This window comes from Bradyrhizobium commune, from assembly GCF_015624505.1.
In the GTDB taxonomy this organism is placed as follows: Bacteria; Pseudomonadota; Alphaproteobacteria; order Rhizobiales; family Xanthobacteraceae; genus Bradyrhizobium; species Bradyrhizobium commune.
This window is the reverse complement of record NZ_CP061379.1, coordinates 1,928,427-1,949,747: the sequence shown is the minus strand read 5'-3', so window position 1 is coordinate 1,949,747 and position 21,321 is coordinate 1,928,427. Positions and strand designations below refer to the sequence as shown.

Annotated in this window: 22 protein-coding genes; 13 read left to right on the top strand and 9 right to left on the bottom strand. The window is 64.7% G+C overall.

The window, feature by feature from the left end; translation table 11 throughout:
- The first annotated feature begins 160 nt into the window (after positions 1-160).
- The 4 genes from IC761_RS09215 (at position 161) to IC761_RS09200 (ending at position 4,109) form a co-directional block, all read left to right on the top strand.
- Positions 161-679, top strand: coding sequence for an Mpo1 family 2-hydroxy fatty acid dioxygenase (locus IC761_RS09215; RefSeq protein ID WP_195802937.1), 519 nt, complete (start codon positions 161-163; stop codon positions 677-679).
- A 30-nt stretch (positions 680-709) separates the two neighbouring features.
- The gene (locus IC761_RS09210; protein ID WP_195802936.1) at positions 710-1,741 is read left to right on the top strand and encodes an NAD-dependent epimerase/dehydratase family protein; all 1,032 of its coding nucleotides are present in this window, start codon (positions 710-712) and stop codon (positions 1,739-1,741) included.
- Between the two features lie 31 nt (positions 1,742-1,772).
- A complete protein-coding gene (locus tag IC761_RS09205) occupies positions 1,773-2,399 on the top strand; it encodes a methyltransferase family protein (protein ID WP_195802935.1) in 627 nt (208 codons plus the stop codon).
- 405 nt (positions 2,400-2,804) lie between these two features.
- Positions 2,805-4,109 carry a PQQ-dependent sugar dehydrogenase gene (locus tag IC761_RS09200; protein ID WP_195802934.1) on the top strand — a complete coding sequence of 435 codons (1,305 nt, stop codon included), beginning with the start codon at positions 2,805-2,807 and terminating at the stop codon, positions 4,107-4,109.
- Between the two features lie 3 nt (positions 4,110-4,112).
- Here the strand turns inward: IC761_RS09200 and IC761_RS09195 are convergent, their stop codons facing one another.
- Positions 4,113-4,937 carry an aspartate dehydrogenase gene (locus IC761_RS09195; protein WP_195802933.1) on the bottom strand — a complete coding sequence of 275 codons (825 nt, stop codon included), beginning with the start codon at positions 4,935-4,937 and terminating at the stop codon, positions 4,113-4,115.
- 38 nt (positions 4,938-4,975) lie between these two features.
- A complete protein-coding gene (locus tag IC761_RS09190; RefSeq protein ID WP_195802932.1) occupies positions 4,976-5,893 on the bottom strand; it encodes a LysR family transcriptional regulator in 918 nt (305 codons plus the stop codon).
- Between the two features lie 128 nt (positions 5,894-6,021).
- Between IC761_RS09190 and IC761_RS09185 the strand changes: the two genes are divergently transcribed.
- The 5 genes from IC761_RS09185 (at position 6,022) to IC761_RS35815 (ending at position 10,160) form a co-directional block, all read left to right on the top strand.
- On the top strand, positions 6,022-7,320 hold the full coding sequence (locus tag IC761_RS09185; protein WP_195802931.1) for an MFS transporter: 1,299 nt from the start codon (positions 6,022-6,024) through the stop codon (positions 7,318-7,320).
- A gap of 21 nt (positions 7,321-7,341) precedes the next feature.
- Positions 7,342-8,415: a tartrate dehydrogenase gene (locus IC761_RS09180; RefSeq protein WP_195802930.1), complete on the top strand. Its 1,074-nt coding sequence runs from the start codon at positions 7,342-7,344 to the stop codon at positions 8,413-8,415.
- Between the two features lie 301 nt (positions 8,416-8,716).
- Entirely contained in the window at positions 8,717-9,175 is a 459-nt protein-coding gene (gene hspD / locus IC761_RS09175; protein ID WP_195804601.1) for a small heat shock protein HspD, read from the top strand.
- A 119-nt stretch (positions 9,176-9,294) separates the two neighbouring features.
- A complete protein-coding gene (locus IC761_RS09170; RefSeq protein ID WP_195802929.1) occupies positions 9,295-9,612 on the top strand; it encodes a hypothetical protein in 318 nt (105 codons plus the stop codon).
- 29 nt (positions 9,613-9,641) lie between these two features.
- The gene (locus IC761_RS35815; protein ID WP_246791606.1) at positions 9,642-10,160 is read left to right on the top strand and encodes a hypothetical protein; all 519 of its coding nucleotides are present in this window, start codon (positions 9,642-9,644) and stop codon (positions 10,158-10,160) included.
- Positions 10,161-10,222: 62 nt separating this feature from the next.
- Here IC761_RS35815 and IC761_RS09160 read toward each other — a convergent pair whose 3' ends face one another.
- The 3 genes from IC761_RS09160 to IC761_RS09150 all read right to left on the bottom strand — a co-directional run bounded on the left by IC761_RS09160 (position 10,223) and on the right by IC761_RS09150 (position 11,877).
- Entirely contained in the window at positions 10,223-11,158 is a 936-nt protein-coding gene (locus tag IC761_RS09160; RefSeq protein ID WP_195804600.1) for a LysM peptidoglycan-binding domain-containing protein, read from the bottom strand.
- Between the two features lie 112 nt (positions 11,159-11,270).
- Positions 11,271-11,615, bottom strand: coding sequence for a hypothetical protein (locus tag IC761_RS09155; RefSeq protein ID WP_246791473.1), 345 nt, complete (start codon positions 11,613-11,615; stop codon positions 11,271-11,273).
- A 31-nt stretch (positions 11,616-11,646) separates the two neighbouring features.
- A complete protein-coding gene (locus IC761_RS09150; RefSeq protein WP_246791555.1) occupies positions 11,647-11,877 on the bottom strand; it encodes a hypothetical protein in 231 nt (76 codons plus the stop codon).
- Here IC761_RS09150 and IC761_RS35810 point away from each other — a divergent pair.
- Positions 11,786-11,983: an alpha/beta fold hydrolase gene (locus IC761_RS35810; RefSeq protein WP_438265135.1), complete on the top strand. Its 198-nt coding sequence runs from the start codon at positions 11,786-11,788 to the stop codon at positions 11,981-11,983. The genes IC761_RS09150 and IC761_RS35810 overlap by 92 nt on opposite strands.
- Positions 11,984-12,004: 21 nt before the next feature.
- On the opposite strand, the gene IC761_RS09145 is transcribed toward IC761_RS35810, so the two are convergent.
- On the bottom strand, positions 12,005-12,715 hold the full coding sequence (locus IC761_RS09145; RefSeq protein ID WP_195802927.1) for a hypothetical protein: 711 nt from the start codon (positions 12,713-12,715) through the stop codon (positions 12,005-12,007).
- A 280-nt stretch (positions 12,716-12,995) separates the two neighbouring features.
- Between IC761_RS09145 and IC761_RS09140 the strand changes: the two genes are divergently transcribed.
- Both IC761_RS09140 and IC761_RS09135 read left to right on the top strand, forming a co-directional pair.
- Positions 12,996-13,919, top strand: coding sequence for an ABC transporter ATP-binding protein (locus IC761_RS09140; protein ID WP_195802926.1), 924 nt, complete (start codon positions 12,996-12,998; stop codon positions 13,917-13,919).
- Entirely contained in the window at positions 13,916-14,677 is a 762-nt protein-coding gene (locus tag IC761_RS09135) for an ABC transporter permease (RefSeq protein WP_195802925.1), read from the top strand. Before IC761_RS09140 ends, IC761_RS09135 begins: the two co-directional genes overlap by 4 nt.
- Positions 14,678-15,182: 505 nt before the next feature.
- On the opposite strand, the gene IC761_RS09130 is transcribed toward IC761_RS09135, so the two are convergent.
- A complete protein-coding gene (locus tag IC761_RS09130; protein ID WP_195802924.1) occupies positions 15,183-15,506 on the bottom strand; it encodes a hypothetical protein in 324 nt (107 codons plus the stop codon).
- Positions 15,507-15,867: 361 nt separating this feature from the next.
- Between IC761_RS09130 and IC761_RS09125 the strand changes: the two genes are divergently transcribed.
- The gene (locus IC761_RS09125; RefSeq protein ID WP_195802923.1) at positions 15,868-16,650 is read left to right on the top strand and encodes a L,D-transpeptidase; all 783 of its coding nucleotides are present in this window, start codon (positions 15,868-15,870) and stop codon (positions 16,648-16,650) included.
- 114 nt (positions 16,651-16,764) lie between these two features.
- Here the strand turns inward: IC761_RS09125 and IC761_RS09120 are convergent, their stop codons facing one another.
- Positions 16,765-18,027, bottom strand: coding sequence for a hypothetical protein (locus tag IC761_RS09120; RefSeq protein ID WP_195802922.1), 1,263 nt, complete (start codon positions 18,025-18,027; stop codon positions 16,765-16,767).
- A 63-nt stretch (positions 18,028-18,090) separates the two neighbouring features.
- Positions 18,091-21,288, bottom strand: a complete 3,198-nt coding sequence (locus IC761_RS09115) for a CHAT domain-containing tetratricopeptide repeat protein (RefSeq protein ID WP_195802921.1) — start codon at positions 21,286-21,288, stop codon at positions 18,091-18,093.
- Positions 21,289-21,321 lie beyond the last annotated feature (33 nt).

Sequence of the window (21,321 nt, the reverse complement as noted above, 5' to 3'; positions counted from 1 at the left end):
CAGCGTGTGGCGGAACCCTTTGAAGTCTTGACCGTTTTGTGACCTGTCTCACAGCGCGACAGCGCGGTTTTGCGCGACAATCGTGCCGGTTTGTGCACTGCCCTATCCGGTGCTATAGCCTCTATTCGTCCTTCCCCGACCCCGTGTGCAAGAGACCAAGATGGCTGGCTATTTTCAACGCCAACTGGCCGATTATGTCGAATACCACCGCGATCCCTGGAACTGCGCGATGCATGTGGTCGGCATTCTTCTGCTCTTCACCGGTGCGACGCTGCCGCTGACGCTGGTCCATTTCCCGGTGTTCGGGATCGAGGTGAGCCTGGCGGTGATTTTAGCCCTGCCGGTGCTGGTTTACTGGCTGATGCTGGACGCCGGGGTCGGCCTCGGCATCCTCGCGGCCATGATCGTGCTGCTTTCGGTCGCAACGGCAATCGGCAATCGGGTCTCGATCGCCATGATGTGGTCGATTTTTGCGGTGCTGATCGGAGTTGGCGTCGCGTCGCAGATCGTCGGCCACAAGGTGTTTGAGGAGCGGCAGCCGTCGATGGTCGACCATCCCACGCATTTCCTGCTTGGACCGATGTTCGTCATGGCAAAATTATACATTGCACTGGGTTTTCGTCGCGACCTTGCCGCGATTCTCGCGCCTCTTCCGGCCAATTCCCTTTCAACCCGATAGCTTCCAGAAGCGGAACAGCAAACCTTCTTCATGGCTCTCGTACTGGTTACCGGTGGCAGTGGTTTCATCGGACAGCATCTCGTCGAAGCGCTCCGCGCCCGTGGGCAGCGGGTACGTGTCCTCGATGTCCGGCCGCCGGCCGCTGCCAACACAGACGTTGAGTTTGTGCAGGGGTCGGTGCTGGATTGCGCCGCAGTCGATGCCGCGATCGCCGGGGTCGATCAGGTCTATCACCTCGCCGGCCTGCCCGGGATGTGGGTCGCAAACAAGCACGCCTTCCACGACGTCAATTTCCGCGGTACCGAGGTCGTTCTCGCCGCCGCGATGACGCGCGGCGTGTCGCGCTTCCTGCACTGCTCGACGGAATCGATCCTGTTCGCCTATTCGAACCTCAACGGCGCTGCCGCCGAAGAGGCGCTTCAGCCGGCCGATGCGATGCCTGGCGCCTACACGCGGTCGAAGTCGCTCGCCGAGCATCACGCCGCAAAGGCCGCAGCCGCGGGCTTCCCGCTCGTGATCGGCACGCCGACCATGCCGATCGGTCCGGCCGACCATAATCTGACGCCGCCGACCGCGATGCTCTGGTACTTCCTCCAGAAGAAGGTGCAGCCGCATCTCAACTTCCTGGTCAACCTCGTCGATGTCCGCGACGTCGCCATGGGCCTGGTGCTGACCATGGAGCGCGGCCGCATCGGCCAGCGCTACATCCTGGGCGGCGACTGCGTGCCGCTCGGCCGGATCCTGCGCATGATGTCCGCGATGAGCGGCCGCCGGCAGTTTCCGGTGGTCGTGCCGGGCAGGATCGCCGAGTTGTCGGCGACCATGCTCGAGTACATCTCCGATCACGTCACGCGGCGGCCGCCCAACGGCACCGCCGAGGGCGTGCGCATTGCGCTGGCCGCAAGCGACCTCTCGATCGGCAAGGCGCGTACCGAGCTCGGTTATTCGCCGCGCCCGATCGAGCCGGTCTTGCGCGAAACCATCACCCATCTGCTCGCCCGCGGCGGGCTGCCTGCCTCCGGCGCCATCGAGCATCACGCGCTGTCGTCGCGCGCGAGCTGATCTGCTCCCCCAACCCAAAGAACCTTTCCGCATGTCATTTGATTTCAGCAAGCTTCTCTCTGTCGCCTGGGGTGGCTGGACCACGACCTGGCCGACGCAACTGCTCGCCTTGATCTGGCTCGCCTGGCTCGCCAGCTGGGTCGGTGCCTCGTTCTGGCAGGGCCGCACCCAGAAGCAGGTGATGACGCTGGACTCGACCCGCTATCGCCTGCCGATCCTGGTCGGCGGCATCCTGTTCACGCCGTGGACCGCGGAAGTGCTCGGCGAGAAGCCGCTCTGGGTATTCGGCAACACCGGTGTCTACATCGCAGCCCTGATCGTGCTCGCCGGCATCTCCTTCACCTGGTGGGGCCGGCTGCATCTCGGACAATTCTGGTCCAACACCATCACCCACAAGGAAGACCACCGCGTCATCGACACCGGCCCGTACGGTATCGTGCGCCATCCGATCTACACCGGCCTGATCGCCGGCATGCTCGTCACCGGCATCGCGGTCGGCACCGTGACCGCGATCCTCGGCGCGATCCTGATCTCGCTCGGCATGTGGCAGAAAGGCCGGATGGAAGAGGTGTTCCTGTCGAAGGAGCTCGGCGAAGACGCCTACGGTGCCTATTGCCGCCGCGTGCCGATGATCATTCCGTTCCTGTCGCCGCGGTGAGGTAACGAGTCGCCACATCCCTCGGTGTCGTCCCGGCGAAGGCCGGGACCCATAACCCCGGGGAGTGGTTTGGCGAAGATAGTCGTTCGGTACTCCGACCGACTGCAAACCGATGGATCCCGCGGTATGGGTCCCGGCCTTCGCCGGGACGACACCGAGAGTCTTGCGCGCGCACGGTCGCATCCTTGCCATGCAAATTCAGCGTGCTGCCATCTGCGTCATAAACGTCCCGATCCAGTCCTGCACAGGTTGACCTTTTTACCGCCACCCAGTTGGATGCGCGCGCAACGAGGCACGACGACATCCATCGTGGATCTGGAGAGGTCGACGATCAGGCCTGAGCCCGCGCGGGGTTTTGGGTGATCCGGCATTAGACTGTGCTTCAGGGTTCGACAGGGGCTTCTCATGACCTTTTCCAGCATCTTCGCGCAGTTCGTCGCGGTCCTCGGTGGCATCGCGCTGCAATGGCGAAAACTGTCGGGGACCGAGCCCGCACCTGCCTGGGGCGAAGCCCCGTCTATTCCCGAGGCGAAGCCGCAAGGCGCGATCCCGACCTTGAAAATGCCGACGGCGCGCGGCTGGAGCGAAGGGCAGAAGCCGACCGTCGCGCCCGGGCTCAAGGTCAACGCCTTCGCGACCAACCTCGACCATCCGCGCTGGATCGAGGTGCTGCCCAACGGCGACGTGCTGATCGCCGAAGCGACGCAGGTCGCCGGCCCCCCGCGCACGGTGTTCCACTATGCGATGCAGGCAACCATGCGGCGCGCCGCGGCGCTCGGCGTGTCCGCCAACCGCATCACGCTGTTGCGGGACAAGGACGGCGACGGCGTTGCCGAGGTGCGCGGCGCGTTCATGGAGAATCTGAACCAGCCGTTCGGCATGGCGCTGGTCGGCGACACCTTCTATGTCGGCAACACCGATGGCGTGATGGCGTTTCCCTATGTCGCGGGCGCGGACAATATCGTCGCGCCGGGCAAGCGGCTCACCACGTTCAAGCCGAGCGGCCATTGGACGCGCAGCCTGCTCGCGAGCCCCGATGGCAAGAAGCTCTATGCCGGCGTGGGCTCGCTCAGCAACATCGCTGAAATGGGCATGGAGGTCGAGGAAGGCCGCGCCGCCGTCTACGAGCTCGATCTCGCAGCCGGCACGCATCGCATTTTTGGTGCGGGCCTGCGCAATCCGGTTGGCCTCGCCTGGGAGCCGAATACGAACGTGCTCTGGACCGTCGTCAACGAGCGTGACGGTCTCGGCGACGAGACTCCGCCGGATTATCTGACCTCGGTGCGCGACGGCGGCTTCTATGGCTGGCCCTATTGCTACTGGGGCAAGACGGTCGACGACCGCGTGCCGCAGGATGCGGCGATGGTCGCCAAGGCACTGACGCCGGACTACGCGCTCGGCGGCCACACCGCCTCGCTCGGCCTGTGCTGGATGCCATCAGGCACGCTGCCGGGCTTCCCAGACGGCATGGTGATCGGCCAGCACGGCTCGTGGAATCGCAGCAAGCTCTCCGGCTACAAGCTGGTGTTCATCCCGTTCGAGAACGGCAAGCCCTCCGGCCCCGGTCGCGACATCCTGTCGGGCTTCCTGGCACCCGACGAGAAGGAATCCTACGGCCGCCCGGTCGGTGTCGTGATCGGCCCCGACAAGAAGTCGCTGCTGATGGCCGACGACGTCGGCAACGTGATCTGGCGCGTGACGGGGGCCTAAGAGTTACGTCCCCACACACAGCGTGGCGCGCTGCTTGCGAAGCAGCGCGATCACGGACAGTGCGGTGATGATCCCGGTCTTGGGATTTTCGGATGGGATGTTCTCGATGCCCATCGAGAATCGTGCCGAATCCGCCTCGACCTCGATGCGATGCACGTTGCGCGTCACGGTCGGGTCGGCCCAAACCTGCATGTGGGTGCGATCGGGCCCGATGCCCGCCAGCGACAGCGCGACCGCGACGTTGACGTTCGCCGGAAAGCCCTTCGCCGCTTCACGCGCGCTGCCCTCGAACAGTTTTAGCGGTTCGCGCAGATTGTCGATGTCGATGTTGTTCTGAACGATGAACGGCGCACCCTTCAGCCCGTCGATCGGCTTGCGCGTCACCATCTTTACCGAATGAATGGTACCGACCGCAGCCGCATTGACCGCGTCGAGCCCGATCAGCGCGCCAGTCGGCACAATGATGCGGCCGCCATTGGCCCGGGCGAGATCGACCAGATCAAAATTGTCGAGCAGGCCGCCGACGCTAACGACGACCGCGGACTTCCTGCGTTTCACCGCAGGCTCGACGATCGCACGCAGCTGGCTGCTCGGCGCGCACTCGACCACGATATCGGCGGCGTCGCCGAGCCGATCGATCGGCAACACCTGTGGCGCACGACGCAGGCCGTTGAGGAATGCCCGATGCTTGGCGGGATCGCGCACGGCCACGGCGGAGAGTACCAACCCCTCGATGCCCTGATCCAGGGCGGTCGCGATCTTGCTGCCGATCGAGCCCAGTCCTGCGATGGCCACCCTCAAATCGTTCGAAGCTTTCTGTGCAGTCATCGCATCCCACTTTCTTGCCAAGCCGATGTCATAGCGCCTCACGCCTCTCGCGCATAGCTGCGCAGGCGCGCCTCCAGCACCGCCAGCATGGCATCGCGGGCGGGATCCCGCGAGCCGCGCAGCCAGGCCGCCGCCAGCGGCAACCGGCCGACCGGGCCGCTCTGCCTCAGTCGGAGCGACACGAAGCGCACGCCGGAGACGGCCATCCGCGTGGTCCAGCGCGGCACGATGGCAACCCCGAGCTTGGTTGCGACCAGATGGATGATGGTCTGCTTCTCGTCGGCGACCTGCACGATGAGCGGCGTCAGCCCAGCCTGCTCGAACAGTTTGACCGTGAGGTCGTGGCTGTGCGGTCGCGAGCGGCGATCCGGCACCAGCATGGGCTCGTCGGCGATATCGGCCAGCGTGATGGATTTTCGCGCCGCGAGTGCGTGGCGTTGCGGAAAGGCTACGATCGCGGTCTCCTGAAGCAGAGGGCGAAATTCGAGCCGCTTGTCCGGCCGGTCGGGCGGGCGGACGAAGGCAAGATCAAGCGCGCCGGTCAGGATTTTTGGCAGCAGCCGGACGGTCTTGTCCTCAAGAAGCTGGACCGCGACCTCGGGATGTTTTGCGCGGAAGTCACGCAAGAGCGGCGGCAACAGGCCGGCCGCCGCGCTGTCGATCGCACCGACCCGGAGCCGTCGCGCGACGCCTGCGCGGGAGCGGTTGCGCAAGTTGCTCTCGACCGCCTCGACCCTGGCGAGGATGGCGCGGGCATCGCGCAGCAGCGTCGTGCCGTCGTCGGTCAGCGACACCGCGCGGGTCGTACGCGCGAACAGCCGCGTTCCCAGATCCTCCTCCAGCAGCCTGATCTGGCGGCCGAGCGCGGACGGCAGCATCTGGAGATGCTGCGCAGCACGGCCGAAATGCAGCTGCTCGGCCGCCGCCACGAAGCATCGAAGTTGATGCAATTCCATTCGCAAATCCTCTCGTCTCGCGACGATTATATCATTTTTTTGTATAAACCAGCGCCAATTGAGTCCGCCTCCCGTCTCCGCCTAGGCTCGCCGCCAGACAACGAAAATTGGGTTTCAGGGGGGGCAGAGTGGCGAGCGAGATTCAGACGCGCGTGCTGCGCAAGATCACCTGGCGCATCGTTCCTTTCATCATGCTGCTCTACTTCGTGGCCTTCATCGACCGCGTCAATATCGGCTTCGCCTCGCTGACGATGAACAAGGACATCGGCCTGTCGCCGACCGTCTACGGTTTTGGCGCCGGCATCTTCTTCTGGGGCTACTTCCTGTTCGAGGTGCCCTCCAACATCATCCTGCACAAGGTCGGCGCGCGGATCTGGATCGCACGGGTGATGATCAGTTGGGGTCTCGTCTCGGCCACGATGGCGTTCGTGCAAGGGCCGACCAGCTTCTACATCCTGCGCTTCCTGCTTGGTGTCGCTGAAGCCGGCTTCTTTCCCGGCATCATCCTCTATCTCTCCTACTGGTTCCCGGCGCGCCAGCGCGCTGCCGTGACCGCGCTGTTCATGGCAGCCGCCCCACTCTCGACCGTGCTGGGTTCTCCGGTCTCAGGCGCGCTGCTGGAGATGGACGGCCTCGCCGGCATCAAGGGCTGGCAGTGGCTGTTCGCGCTGGAAGCGCTGCCGGCCGTGCTGCTAGGCTTCGTGGTGCTGGCGTTCCTCACCGACCGGCCGGAGAAAGCAAAGTGGCTCGCCGATGACGAGCGCCGCTGGCTGGTCGAGACCATGAATGACGAGACCACCAGCAAGGCCGCGACCGCGAGCCACAGCATCTGGCGCGGGCTCGCTGATCCGCGCGTGCTCGCGCTGTCGCTGATCTATTTCGGCACCTCGGCCGGTCTCTACACGCTCGGCGTCTGGGCGCCGCAGATCATCAAGCAATTTGGACTATCGACGCTCCAGGTCGGCTTCCTCAATGCGTTGCCGGCAACGGCGGCCGTCGTCGCCATGGTGCTGTGGGCGCGGCACTCGGACCGCACCGGCGAGCGCACCTGGCATGTCGTGTGGGCCTGCCTGGTCGCCGCGGCCGGGCTCGCCTATGCCGGCCTCGCAGCTGGTGTCGTCGCGGTGCTGGTCGCACTGACGCTCGTGAATATCGGCATCTCTTCGGCAAAACCGCCGCTGTGGAGCATGCCGACGCTATTCCTCTCGGGCCCGGCGGCTGCGGCCGGCATCGCCACCATCAATTCGATCGGCAATCTCGGCGGCTTCGTCGGTCCCGCCATGATCGGCTGGATCAAGGACCAGACCGGCAGTTTTGTCGGCGGGCTCTATTTCGTCAGCGGCCTGCTCGTTCTCTCCGCGGTCTTGACCCTGCTATTGTCGCGGGCGCAGACCGCGCCCGTCGAACCCGTCCCGCAGTCCCACTGAACTTTCAAACGGAGCTTTCCCATGCGCACCCATTCGATTGCAGCAATCCCAGCCGACGGCATCGGCCCCGAGGTGATCTCGGCCGGCGTTCGCGTGCTGGAGGCGCTCGCCAAGCGCAGCGGCGACATCGCCTTTGCCATCAAGACCTTCGACTGGGGCTCGGACTATTACAAGAAGCACGGCGTGATGATGCCGGCGGACGGCCTTTCTGAGCTGAAGAAGTTCGACGCGATCTATTTCGGTGCGGTCGGGGCGCCCGACGTGCCCGACCACATCACGCTATGGGGCTTGCGCCTGCCGATCTGCCAAGGCTTTGACCAATACGCCAACGTGCGGCCGACCAAGATCTTGCCGGGTGTCTCTTCGCCGCTGCGCAATGTCGGCGTCGGCGATCTCGACTGGGTGATCGTGCGCGAGAATTCCGAAGGCGAATATGCCGGCATGGGCGGACGCGCCCACAGGGGCCTGCCGGAAGAGGTCGGCACCGAGGTCGCCGTGTTCACCCGCGTCGGCGTGACGCGCATCATGCGCTATGCGTTCCAGCTCGCGCAGTCGCGCCCGCGCAAATTCCTGACCGTGGTGACCAAGTCGAACGCGCAGCGCCATGGCATGGTGATGTGGGACGAGATCGCAGCCGAAGTCGCGACCGAATTCCCCGACGTCACCTGGGACAAGATGCTGGTCGACGCCATGACGGTGCGGATGACGCTGCATCCAAAGAGCCTCGACACCATCGTTGCGACCAACCTCCACGCCGACATCCTCTCCGATCTCGCCGGCGTGCTCGCGGGAAGCCTCGGCGTGGCGCCGACCGGCAACATCGATCCGCAGCGCCGCTTCCCCTCGATGTTCGAGCCGATCCATGGGTCGGCCTTCGACATCACCGGCAAGGGCATCGCGAACCCGGTGGCGACGTTCTGGACCGGCGTGCAGATGCTCGAGCATCTCGGCGAGAAGGACGCCGCCGCGCGGTTGATGAAGGCGGTCGAACGCGTTTGCGCGGCCGGCGTGCTGACGCCCGATGTGGGCGGCAAGGCGACGACGAAGGAAGTAACCGACGCCGTGATCGACGCGATCCACGGGTCGAACGTGTAGTTCATCTCATCTCCGCTCCTACGGGAACCCGATGAGCATCGCTCGCGCTGAGATGGTGATAGGCGGGTGCGCGCCGAGTCACCTCTCAAGCGGGACGAGGAGGCGGTCCCCTCCTGGACCAAGCCAGGCAGGCTCTAAAAAATTTTCGGCTCCCCTCTTGAAACCAAAACCGTGTTTTTTTATTTTTTTGCTGCCGCCGAGAGGTGGTGTCCCCGACGCCTGAAGGGTTGGGGACAGCTGAGACGGGCACCGGTCGTGTCCGGTGTCGCTGTATCCATTTTGCTCTTTGGAGGATCTGGCTATGCGCACTTACGACTTCTCCCCCCTGTGGCGCTCGACCATTGGCTTCGACCGCCTCTTTGACCTCGCTGAAACAGCGCAGCGTGCTGGCGAGGACAACTATCCCCCCTACAACATCGAACGCGTCAGCGAGGATCGTTATCAGATTTCGCTTGCCGTTGCCGGCTTTTCACCCGACGAGATCTCGGTGACTGCCGAGCAGAATGCGGTCATCGTCGAGGGCAACAAGGCGGACAAGGCCGAACGCGAATATCTCTATCACGGCATTTCCGCACGGCCCTTCAAGCGGCAATTCAACCTCGCTGACTATGTTCAGGTGAAGGGCGCCGCGTTCGAGAACGGTCTGCTGAAGATTGAGCTGGTCCGGGAAATCCCCGAGGCCATGAAGCCGCGGCGAATCGCCATCAACGGCGCATTGAGCGGCAATGTGCATCAGCTCGAAGGCAAAGCCGCCGCGTAAATTCTCGCCTGTCGGAGGCTAGTGCTTCCCGCCCGGTGCCCGGGCGGGAGCTACCTGCCTGCGACTGCGACCCGAACTCAATCCAGAGGCTTCTAACGAAAGGAGAAGGAGGACCTCTCATGATCCACGATGCCGACAACGTTATCGACCTCAATGCGATATTGCATCCTGGCTCTGTCTATGATCATCCCCGCGATGTCGTCCAGGATCCGACGATTTCGATCGCCGAGAAGCGTGCAATCCTCGCGTCCTGGGCTTCGGACGCGGCCAGCGTTGCGTCAAATCCGGCGCTCAGAGAACTGCCCGGTTCGAACAGAATCGTAACCATCGACGAGATTCTCGACGCGCTCGCCACGTTGGACCACCACCCGAAGGGACCCCCCGGCGGCAAGCCTGCGCGCTTGAAATCGACCTCACGTGCCGGGCTCGCAGCCTAGCAGACCGACTGTTCAAACGGATGATCACGATGATGGACGAAAACCTGGCCCTGTTGCGTGCGCACCGCAACAACATCAGCCGTTACCACCGGTTGCTCAAGACCGAGCTGACGGAGTTCGAGCGGCATTTCATTGAGCGGCGGCTGGCGGAGGAACGGTCGGCGTTGGAGAACATCGCTGCCTCGACGTTCCCGTTGAGCTTCCAAGCTCAAGTCGGGACGATCAGGAACGCAACTCCGCCGCCGGTAGCATACAGCCAAGGCCAATCTAATGCCCGACGAATTCCCGACTTTCGAAGTGTTCTTGAAGAAATGCGGCCGAAGGGCGTGGCGTTGGCGTCTATGCACGACGGAAGGGCGCCTCGTCATGGACGGATTGGAAAACGGTCGACCCGCAGCCAAATATGCTGCCGAAAGAGCACTGTTTCTGATGCTTCTGTCCGCGCCCTATCGCCCGGCGAGCCGAGCAACCGCCACGGCGCGATCGTCATTGGCGAACTCACCACCAAGACGGCTGCCTCGGCAGCAGATGCGCGGATGACGGGCTAAGCCCGACAGCACTCGGAAGGGTACTGTCGGCGGAGCATTCCAAGCCTCTTGCTCCCGAGAGTCTAGCGCCGGCTCGGCGTTGCCGGCGTCGCCATGGCCGCGGCCGGCTCCGGCGGTGTCAGGTGCCGCGGAACGATGATGGACTGGCCCGGAGTGAGCGTCGCGTTCTCGGCCAGCGAGTTGCTCTGCGCGAGTGCCCACAGCGGCACGCGATTGGCGGCAGCGATGCTCGCCATGGTGTCGCCGCGGCGGACCGACAACCGCACGCCGCTATCCCACAATTCGACCAGCGTGTCCGCCGGCACGAGATAGCGCAGCGGCACGATATCGCCTTGGGCCTGCGGCTGAATGCGCGGCAACTGCGTCACCATGTCAAGAATCTGGCGATGGATGTCGTCGGACTTCTCGATGTTGATGTGGGAAACCCGCGAGTTCTCCTTGAGGTCATAGCTCGCATAATGGCCGCGGAAGCCCGGCACCGCCACCACATTGCCGCCACCGAGCACGCTGTCGGAGAGGAAGATGTTGATGAAGCGCTCGACATTGAGCGGCACGTCATCGGTCGCATGCGCGGGATCGATGGTGATGACGAGGCTGATCGGGACATTCTCCTTGGCCGCCATCTCGGAGATCAGGACCGAGCACAGCCCGCCCATGGAATGGCCGATCAATACGATCGGCGCCGGCGTCTCCTTGTAGCTCGCGATGGCACGATCGCCGATCCATCGGCAGATCGTAAATTCGTAGACGTCGGCCGAAAAACCGGCCGCCGTCAGCTTGTCGCCGAGCCGGTCCATGCCGGTCGAGAAGAACGGCCCCATCGCGCCACGAAACAGGTAGATTTTCGGTGGCGGCAGCGGCTCGGCCGGCGGAGGTGGCGGCACAACCGCCGGGACCGCCGCCGGCTTCGGCTTGGCGGGCGAAGCCGCAGCCATGCCGGAAATCAAGGCGAGCAGCACGACCGCTGCCAGCACCACAACTCGCCTTGGATCAATCATCAAGTCCCGCAGTCCCACCACAGGAGGCAGTGGCCTCCCCCGCCGGGCTTAGTGACCACCGATTGGGTGGATTTTGGGGCACGGAACCGGGCCGGCGACGGGCATCGAGGCCTCATTTGAACGGAAGCGATGGTTCGGCTTCGCACGCATCGGTTAGCACGGAACTCTGGATTCCCTTGTAGTCATCATTGTCGAAGAAGACCGAATAGACTGGCCGTCCGGCCGCCGTCGAGCCCGTCTGCTTCAGGCAAACGAAATACGATCCCGGTCCGTGGTCGGTGTGACGCACGACAGATATTTCGAGGCCGCCGGTCAGCTTGGCCTCGGTGGCGCCCTTCTTGACGCCTTCCTGCACGGCCTTGGCGCTGGGCGGGCGCGAAGGCTGATAGACGGGCGGAAGATTGACATTCGACGCGCATCCCGCGAGCAACAGCGTCAAGGTCGCGGACCACGTCACCGCATATCGTGAATGCATCGCGATGCAGGCCTCAGCCCTGGGTCAGGAAGAGATAGAGGCAACCCGCCACTGTCGGCAGAAATGCGACCAGGGCCGTCATCCAGAAGCCGGGCTCGAGGATCGAGTCGTGGTCATCTCTCTCGCCGGCCAAACGCCGATCCGCGTTCGCCCTGCTCCATGCTTCATCAGTCAAGCCGCCGTTCCTCGCGGTGTGGGGCAAGAACGATCCGTTCTTCATCCCGCCGGGCGCCGAAGCGTTCAAACGCGACAATCCGAACGCCGTGGTCAAATTCTTCGACACCGGCCATTTCGCGCTGGAGACGCATGCGCGGGAAATCGCGAAGAGCATTCGCGCCTTCCTCGCGTAACGAGACGGAGACCGGAACGGCTCAGCGCCCCGGCGCGGTCGCTGCCGCCGCGCGCGCAGGCCGCAGCGCGCCGGGTTCGGCAACCGGTGCCGGACCGCGCGAACGTGCGATCGCGGCGTCGATCTCGGCGATGACGCGGCGCTGGATCGCCTCATTCTTGTCGATGGTGATGTGGCCGACGCCGCTGCCGCGCACGTCGACATTGTCGAGCCTGCCGCGCAGACCGGAGGCAGCCCGCACCGGCTCCCCGGGCCCGTCGCCGATATAGATGTTGATGTAGCGCTCGGCTCCGGTCGACAGCCTGGTCTTGAACACGGAATCGAGGCCGATCGCGAGCTTCACGGGAACGCCGAGCTGGTTGAGCTTGGCGATCATGTCGGGCAGCGCGGTCGCACCAGAGGAATGGCCAACCAGGATGATGGTCTTGAGGCGGCCAGCCCTGTAGGCGGTCGCGGCTTCATCGGCGAGCGAGGACCAGGACACGAAGTTCGCGACCGTCACCGGGATGCCCTGCGCCTCGAGCCGGGCGCCGATGGTGTCGAGCCCGAGCGAGAAGATGTTGAGCACGCCGCGCAGCAGGTAGACATGGGTCGTCGCGGCCGCTTGGCTCGGCGCCGCCTTGGCGGGGCCCGGGCTGATGGCGACAGCTGACAGCAGGAGCAGGCAGGTCGCCCAAACCCGGAGAGTGGACAATTGGCTGGCGCCGGCGGTGTGACGGCCGTTCGGTCTCATCGATCTTTTCCCTGGGAACAAACGCTTCGCGATTGGCCGGAATCGTAGCCACGGCCTGCTCGCAGACGCAACAAAGAGCCGCGTGAGCGACAATCTTAGCCGCAACCCGTGACCATCGCGCAACAGTTGCCCGGAACTGGCCCCTGAAGTGCCTGTTTTGAGACGATTTTTCTCTCGCCAATTGCGACCGGGCAAGGGCGTTCCTATTTCAGGGCTCCGCGGTCCCCGCCCGCCAGGGCGCGGGCACCTGCGCGTCCCCTCCCCATCCCCACCGGCCACCATGTCCTCCATCATCTCCGTCGCCAATCTGTCGAAGACCTATGGGTCCGGCTTCAAGGCGCTCAAGAACGTCAATCTCGACATCCAGCGCGGCGAGATCTTTGCGCTGCTCGGCCCCAACGGGGCCGGCAAGACCACGCTGATCTCGATCATCTGCGGCATCGCCAACCCGAGCGAGGGCAAGGTCCTGGTCGGCGGGGAGGATATCCAGGCCTCCTACCGCAAGGCGCGCTCGCTGATCGGCCTCGTGCCGCAGGAATTGCACACCGACGCCTTCGAGAGCGTGTGGGCCACCGTGAGCTTCTCCCGCGGCCTGTTCGGCAAGCCGAAGAACCCGGCCCATATCGAGAAGGTGCTGAAGGATCTCTCGCTCTGGGACAAGAAGGACAGCAAGATCATCACGCTCTCCGGCGGCATGAAGCGCCGCGTGATGATCGCAAAGGCGCTGTCGCACGAGCCGCAGATCCTGTTCCTGGACGAGCCGACCGCCGGCGTCGACGTCGAACTGCGCAAGGGCATGTGGGAGGTGGTGCGCACGCTTCAACAGTCCGGCGTCACCATCATCCTCACCACGCATTACATCGAGGAAGCCGAGGAGATGGCCGACCGCATCGGCGTCATCAACAAGGGCGAGATCGTGCTGATCGAGGACAAGGCGACGTTGATGCAGAAGCTCGGCAAGAAGCGGCTGACGCTGCACTTGCAGGGCAAGCTCGGCGCGCTGCCGGAGAGCCTCAGCCATTACGAGCTCGACCTCTGCGACAGCGGCGCGACACTGATCTACGACTACGACACCAAGGGCGAGCGCACCGGCATCACCAGCCTGCTCAGCGACCTGCGCAACGCCGGCATCCGCTTCAACGATCTCGACACGACGCAATCGTCGCTCGAGGACATCTTCGTCGATCTCGTGAGGACGTCATGAACCACCGCGCCATCCGCGCCATCTATCTGTTCGAAATGGCGCGCACCTGGCGCACGCTGCTGCAAAGCATCGTCTCGCCGGTGGTCTCGACCTCGCTCTATTTCGTGGTGTTTGGCGCCGCGATCGGGTCGCGCATCAGCCAGGTCGAGGGCGTCAGCTACGGCACCTTCATCGTGCCGGGCCTGATCATGCTCTCGGTGCTGACGCAGAGCATCGCCAACGCGTCCTTCGGCATCTACTTCCCGAAATTCACCGGCACGATCTACGAGATCCTGTCGGCACCGATTTCCTATTTCGAGATCGTGCTCGGCTATGTCGGCGCCGCCGCGACCAAGTCGATCGTCCTCGGCCTGATCATTCTCGCCACCGCTGGGCTGTTCGTGCCGCTCCAGATCCATCATCCGGTCTGGATGCTGACCTTCCTGGTGCTGACAGCTCTTACCTTCAGCCTGTTCGGCTTCATCATCGGCATCTGGGCCGATGGTTTCGAGAAGCTCCAGATGATCCCGATGCTGGTGGTGACGCCGCTGACCTTCCTCGGCGGCAGCTTCTATTCGATCGACATGCTGCCGCCGACCTGGCGCAATGTGGCGCTGCTCAATCCGGTCGTCTATCTGATCTCGGGCTTCCGCTGGAGCTTTTACGAGATCGCCGATGTCAGCGTGTCCGTCAGCATCGGCATGACGCTGGCGTTCCTGGTGATCTGCCTCGCCGTGATCTGGTGGATTTTCAAGACGGGGTATCGGCTAAAGAATTGACGGACAGCGTCGCCCGGATGGAGCGACTTGTCCGCCGTAGCTCAGAGAGCGAAGGCGGAAGCGAAATCCGGGCGACGGACGGCTCTCTGCAAAAAAATGAAAAACAACCCCATGCACAGTAGAACCACGGCTACCGGCCGGCACAGGGCCCGCTCCGTCAAGTCATTGCCGCGTCGCGCAAATCAGAAGCAAACAGGCAAGCACCGCAGCATCTGCGGCGCGGGGTGGTTTTCGCGGCCAGACATGCCGTCAGCCGGGCGCGATCCAAGGCCCGCACCAATTTCGAATTTTACGAACATCTTTTGACTCGTCGGGCAAAACAGTGGCATTATGCCATCGTGGCCATTCGGAAGCGGCGACCGCCAATCGCCGCAGGCGGCGCGCGGAAGCCCTGCTGATATCCAGCCTCCGGGCAAGTACGGGAGGCAACTGCACTGTCACGGGAATTGCCGTGTCTCACTTCAGGGGTGCAGTCCAGCACTGTCACCGTAATTCGGTGGCGGGTTCACCGGTAGCAGCGGAAGTGGTGGTAGCCGTCGTAATAGCCGCGGCAATGACGGTGGCCGTGATAGGGAATGCCCAGGATGCCGTCGACGGCACCAACGGCGCCACCGACACCGGCGCCGACGACGCCGCCGACCGCGCCACCTACGGGTCCGGCAATGCGGTTGCCTTCGTACGAGCCTTCCTGGGCACCGCGGACGATGCCCTGGGCGTGGCCAGGTTGCGGCACGCAAGCCAGGGCAAGAAGGATGGCGGCGGCTGCGAACAGCAGGCGGACGGGCAAGCCGGCCGACAGGGCGGCGGCGGTAACACGGGCTTTGTTCATCTTCAGTCCCAAGGGTAAACGGCGGCGAAAGCCGCCTGTCGAGGCAGGTAACACTCAACGCCCGGGACGGCCAAATGGTTGCGCCTTTGTGTCGAATTGTCGGCTGCGTGAACGGGCGCCCCGCTCGCGAAAATGTCAGCGCCGCCGGGACATGCGCGGCAGCAGGCGGCCTTGCTTACGCCCGGCATCACGTTAACGATGGGCCGGCAGGCCGCTGGAACGAAAGCCGGATTGCGAGCATAGTGCAAGCCGGGCGACGGAGAGCCGCGGCGTACTTGCTTGAGCCTGATCTTTTCGGAAAACCGCTCCACACTTTTCCGGATCATGCTTGAGCGTGAACAGGCCGGAGGCCAAAAGTCAGATGCGTTCCTTTTTCATTGCGTTCACCTCCTTGATGCTTTTGAGCGCGGGCACCGCGCAGGCCAAGGTCGACATTACCGTCGACAAGGACAATCAGCAGATGACCGTCGTGGTCGACGGCGTCACGCGCTATCACTGGCCGGTCTCGACCGGCATCCCCTCGCGCGAGACACCGGCCGGTTCGTTCCGCGCCTTCCGCATGGAAGAGGATCACTTCTCCAAGGAATTCGACGATGCGCCGATGCCGCACTCGATCTTCTTCACCAAGGTCGGGCACGCCATCCACGGCACCGACTCCGTCGGCCGGCTCGGCACGCCGGCGTCGCATGGCTGCGTGCGGCTGTCGCGCCAGAATGCCTCGACGCTCTACGCGCTGGTGCAGGAGCAGGGCGTGCTCAACACCACGGTGACGCTGACCGGCTCGGCACAGGTGGCGCTCGCGCGCAATCCACGCGGCCGCAACGCCAATGCCGTCGCCCGCGCGCAGCAGCCGGGCGAGGAGCAGTACGCCACCACTGGCGATCCCGTGAACCTGACGCCGCCGGTCCAGCCCGCCCGCCGCTACATGCCGCAGGACGACAATTACATCTATCCGGCCGACGGCAGCGACACCGGCGCGCGCTATCCGGCACCACGCCCGATCAACCGCCCCTATGGCACGCAGGTCTACCAGCAGCTGCCGCAACCGCAGCCCTCTTACGACCAGGGCTATGGCCAGCAGGGCTACTATCAGCAGCAGCCCCGGCAGTATTATCAGCCGCGCAATTACTACTATCAGAACTGAGGCTAAACGCGGAATTTTGGTTAGGTTAAATCGATGCCGGCCAAGAACTCCGAACACCTCTCCCGAAGGGAGAGGTGACACCTGGACAGCCGATCGAACTTAACTCCATCATGCTTATCTGAACGCGGCGTCGCCGCGTTCGACGATCTTTCGCGCAGCATCGACGAAGGCGCGGGCGACCGGCTCGAGGATTTCGGGCCCAGTCGCACCGAGATCGTCCGCCGGCGTGTGGAAAGTTTGATGGCGGCCGGCCATGCCGAGGAAGTTGGCGTAGCCCGCCGCATGCACGTCGCGGAGCTCACCGACCGCCTGCTTCTCCGTCACCAGTCGCTTTGCGTCGACCTTGGCAAAGGCCTCGTCGGTCAGCTTGACGGCTGATTTGCTCAGCACGAGATAGCGCTCCTGCTCGGGCCGCTCGGTGCGGGTGCCTTCCGCAAAGGCGTAGCAGGCGTTCGACGAGCCGAAATGAATCCAGGCCAGCGTCTCCTTTGGCGCCGGCGCGCCATCTTTCAAGAACAGCTCCATGCCGCCATGCCCGATCTCGTGACCGGCGGTGGCGATGAAGACGAAATGCGCCGGCCATTTTTCCGCGGCCGCCGTGCGCGCCAGCGCGAGGAAATTGGCGATGCCAGGGCCGCGCTCGCAGACGCAGCTGTACCAGCCCGTCATCGGCGTGGAGACGACGACGGTCGGCGCGCGGCCGGCGCCGATCTCGGCGATGACGTTGCGGCCGGCGACGTTGCGCTCGTAGTGACCGGCGACGTCGAACGTCGCCGGCGCGCCTGAGGCAAGCGCGCGTTCGAATGTGCCGCGTGCCCTGGCGCCGACCACCATCACCGGCACCGGCCAGGGCGCATCCTCCTGTGTGACGTTGTAGGCAAAACGATCGTCGGCGGGGTTGCCGATCATCAGCAAAATCGCAGCCGGCTTCTTCGCTGCCGCTTCCGCGATCGCCGCGCGATGGCCGGGACCGAGATAGGCGCCGCGATCAAAGGGCAGATCGACCATGAGGATTTTGCCAGCGACGTCGCCATCGCGCGCAAGCGGCGCGGACAGCTGGAAGCTGGCCTTGTCCTCCGGCGGCCACCAGAACGGCGTCGCCTCGACCGTCGTGCCGGCGGCGTCCGCGGTCGCTCGCTCAACAACATATTGCCGGCCGAGCACGACGGGCTGGAATTTGATCGCGAAGCCGGCGGCGCCAAGCTCAGTGGCGATCCAGTCGGCGGTGGCGCGATCGCCGGGCGTGCCGAAGCGATGCAGGCCGAAGGAGGCGTAGCGCGCCACATCGTCATAGAGGCTCGCGCCCGACAACACGTCCCTGGCTGCCGCCTGTCCGACCATGAGAACCGCCATCGTCGCGATGAGGATCAACCGCATCTCAAATTCCTCCCGGAACCACTTCTTCTTTTGCGGGCCAGTTTCGGCTTTCTTCGGCCGCCGTCAACCGCCCTCGCCGACCAGCACGAACGGCGCCCAGACGGCCGGATCGGCGTTCCGTGGCGACGAGCGATCGGCGATCAGCGCTTTCATCGACCGCCGCAGCGCTTCGGCGCGGCCGATGCCGGGATGCGCGGTCAGCTCGGAGAACGCGCCCGTGGTCAGCCGCACGGCCGCATCGGAATCGACCGGCCAGTGCGAGACCAGCAGCGCCCGCGCGCCGGCATAGAAGAACGCGCGCGCGAGGCCCGACAGGCCTTCCGCGCCGGGTTTGTCGCCGGCGGCCGTGTTGCAGGCGGACAGCACCGCCCAATCCGCGTCGAGCTTGAGCTTGGCGATCCGGCTTGCGGTGAGCAGGCCGTCGTCTTCGCTGGTCGGCCGGTCCGGCAGTGTCAGCACCAGCGCAGGCTCACTGAGGCCGTTGACCTCGCCGGCGACAAGGCCGTGGGTAGCGAAATCGACGACGCGGTACTGATCCAGCGGCAGCGTGCCGACATTGGTAACCGTGGCGGCCGGGCCGAGCTTGACGTCGTCCTGCGGCGAAGCGCCGAGCGCACGCGCCACGGCCTGAAGCTCGCCCGCGGTCTCCGGCAGCGCAGGCAGGCCTGTGCGCAGGCGTTCGAGATCGACGGTGGAGCCCTGATAGTAGTCCTGATACGGCCGCACGTTGCGCCCGGTGCCCGCCGGCTTGTCCGGGGATGTGCGCTGGAACACCGGATCGCCAAATCCGATGAACGGCTTCGTCGCATGCGATTCCCTGGCCAGGCGGCGCAATGCGCGCAGACTGGGCACCGACGGCAGCACCGTGATCGCGCGCTCGTTGAGCAGCCAGGCCGCCTGCCGGTAGCGCTCATCGGCAGCCAATGCGGGATCGGGCTTCTTCGTCACCAGCACGTGGAACGGCAGGCTGGTCAGCGCATCGGCCGGGACCACCAGCAGCTTCGGCTTGCCGGCGATGTCTGCGCTGATCGGACCGAACAGCGCACTATAGAGATCAAACGAAGCGTCGAGATCGAACGTCGCGCGCGTCTCCGGGTTGGCAAGGCTGGTCCGCAGATGCGCCACCCGGTCGCTGATCTGCTTGCTGTTGAGCGCGATCTTCCGCAGCGCGCTCGTCTCGCGCGTCACCGCGACGGCGAAGACCTCGTTATACCATGCGATGAACGCCACCAGCGCTTCGTCCGGCTTCAACAGCTCTCGCGCCTGCGCGATCGACAGCGGCTGCGGGCTCGACAATTCGGCATAGGCCGGGAAGCCGCGCTCGAGCTGCGCCGTGACGTCGTCATAGGATTTCTGCGTCCGCGCCAATTCCGCGCGGAGGCTGCCGATCAGCGCATCGTTGCGCTTGCCCTCAGGCTGGCCAAGCTCGGTCGTGACACGCTTGTCGAGCGCCTCGAGGCTCGCCTTCAGGTCCTGCTGGCGCCGCAGCAGCACCGCGATGGCGTCATTGCCGGCGCCAAATCGCGCCGCCATCTGCGCCAGCGCCGCGCCTGCCTTGGTCTCGTGGGCCCGTTGGAGGGCGCCAAATGCCTCATCCTTCGCCGCATCGTCCGGATGGCCGTCCGTGACGCGCCAGATCGCCTCGATCAGGAGCGGATCAAGCTCGACGAAGCGGGTGAATTGCGGATTGCGCTCGGTGTTGAACACGGCCGATGCCTGTCTCAACCGCACCAATGCATCGGCCCATTTTCCCTCATGCGTGTCGAGATTGCCGAGGTGAACGATGGCCGCGACGGTGTCGTGATGGCGCGGCCCCAACCGGTCCTGCGCGATCCGGAGCGCCTGATCGAACAGGCGTCGCGCTTCGACCGCGTGGTCCCGCTTCAGCTCGAGAAAGCCGAGATTGCCAAGCGACTTGATGAGCTCGGGATGGGTCTCGCCGAGCATGCGCCGGTTGATCTCGAGCGCCTGGCCGAGATATTGCGCGGCCTCGTCGAGATGTCCGGCATCGGTCAGACCGCGCCCCAGCGACTCCGCCGCCACTGCGGTCGGCCCGCTGCCCTGACCGAACTTGTGCTCCATGATCGCGAGCGCGCGCCGAAACAGATCGATCGCCTCGTCATAGCGCCCGAGGCTCGCATAGCTGTTGGCGAGATTGTTCAGGGCGCGCCCGACATCGGGGCTGTCGGCGCCGGCGCTCTTCTCGTAGATCGCAAGCACGCGCTGCTGCAATCCCACCGCGGCCTCGACCTTGCCCTGATCGACATAGACGTCGGCGAGATTGTAGAGGCCGATCGCCGTGGTCGGATGGTTCGGGCCATAGACCTTCTCATAGACCTCCAGGACGCGCTGGTAGAGCTTTTCGGCCTCGGTGTAACGCCCCTCCTGCTCGAGCACGATCGCGAGGTTGCCCATGGTCGCCGCGGTGTTGGGGTGATCCTCGCCACTGCGCGCCCGCACGATCGCCAGTGATCGCCGCATCGCGGCTTCCGCCTCGGCGAAGCGGCCGGCATCCTTGTAGAGGCTGCCGAGGTTGTTGAAGATCTCGTCGTAATTCGGCGCGGCCTGAGCGTTCTGCCCGTAGCTGCGATCGAGCAGATCGATCGCCTGCTTCAGCAGACGCTCGCCGTCATCGAAACGTCCAAGCCGTCCATAGGTGTCGCCGAGATTGTCCATCGCGTTGGCGAGATCGACAGGCGGCGCATTGGCGGCCCGCAAGTTCGCGAGCACGCGCTCGAAATAGCCGGCCGCCTCCTGGTAGTTCTCCTTGTCGCGCGCCAGTCCGCCGAGTGCTGCCAGCGTGTCCGAGAGGCGGACGTCGTTGGCGCCGAACGCGCTGGTGCCGAGCGCGAGTGCCCGTTCGGCCACCGTGGTTGCCTCGGCGCGCCGCTCGAGCACGCCGAGCGCGCCGACCAGGATGTTGGAGGTGCGCAGCACGGAGGCGACGTCGTTGTTGCGCAGCTTGATCGCCAGCGCCGCATTCAACTTGTCGATGGCCTCTGGGTAGCGGCCGAGATTGTGCAGGAACATGCCCTCGTTATGGAGCACGCCGGCATAGTTCATGTTGTCGGCGCCCTGCCGGCGGCGCACCAGAACGTCCAGCTTCTGGGCCGCCGCCAGCCCGTCGGCCCAGCGCCCTTCCTGCGTCGCTGCATTCATCTGCGCGAGCAGCGAATCAAAATCATTGCCGCGCTGGGCGATGGCCCGGAAGGGCAGCAGGACCAGAATCAAAAATGCAGCAAACAAGCGGGCGCGGCTCATGCGAAAATCCCGTCACGCGCGTCAGATGGCAAT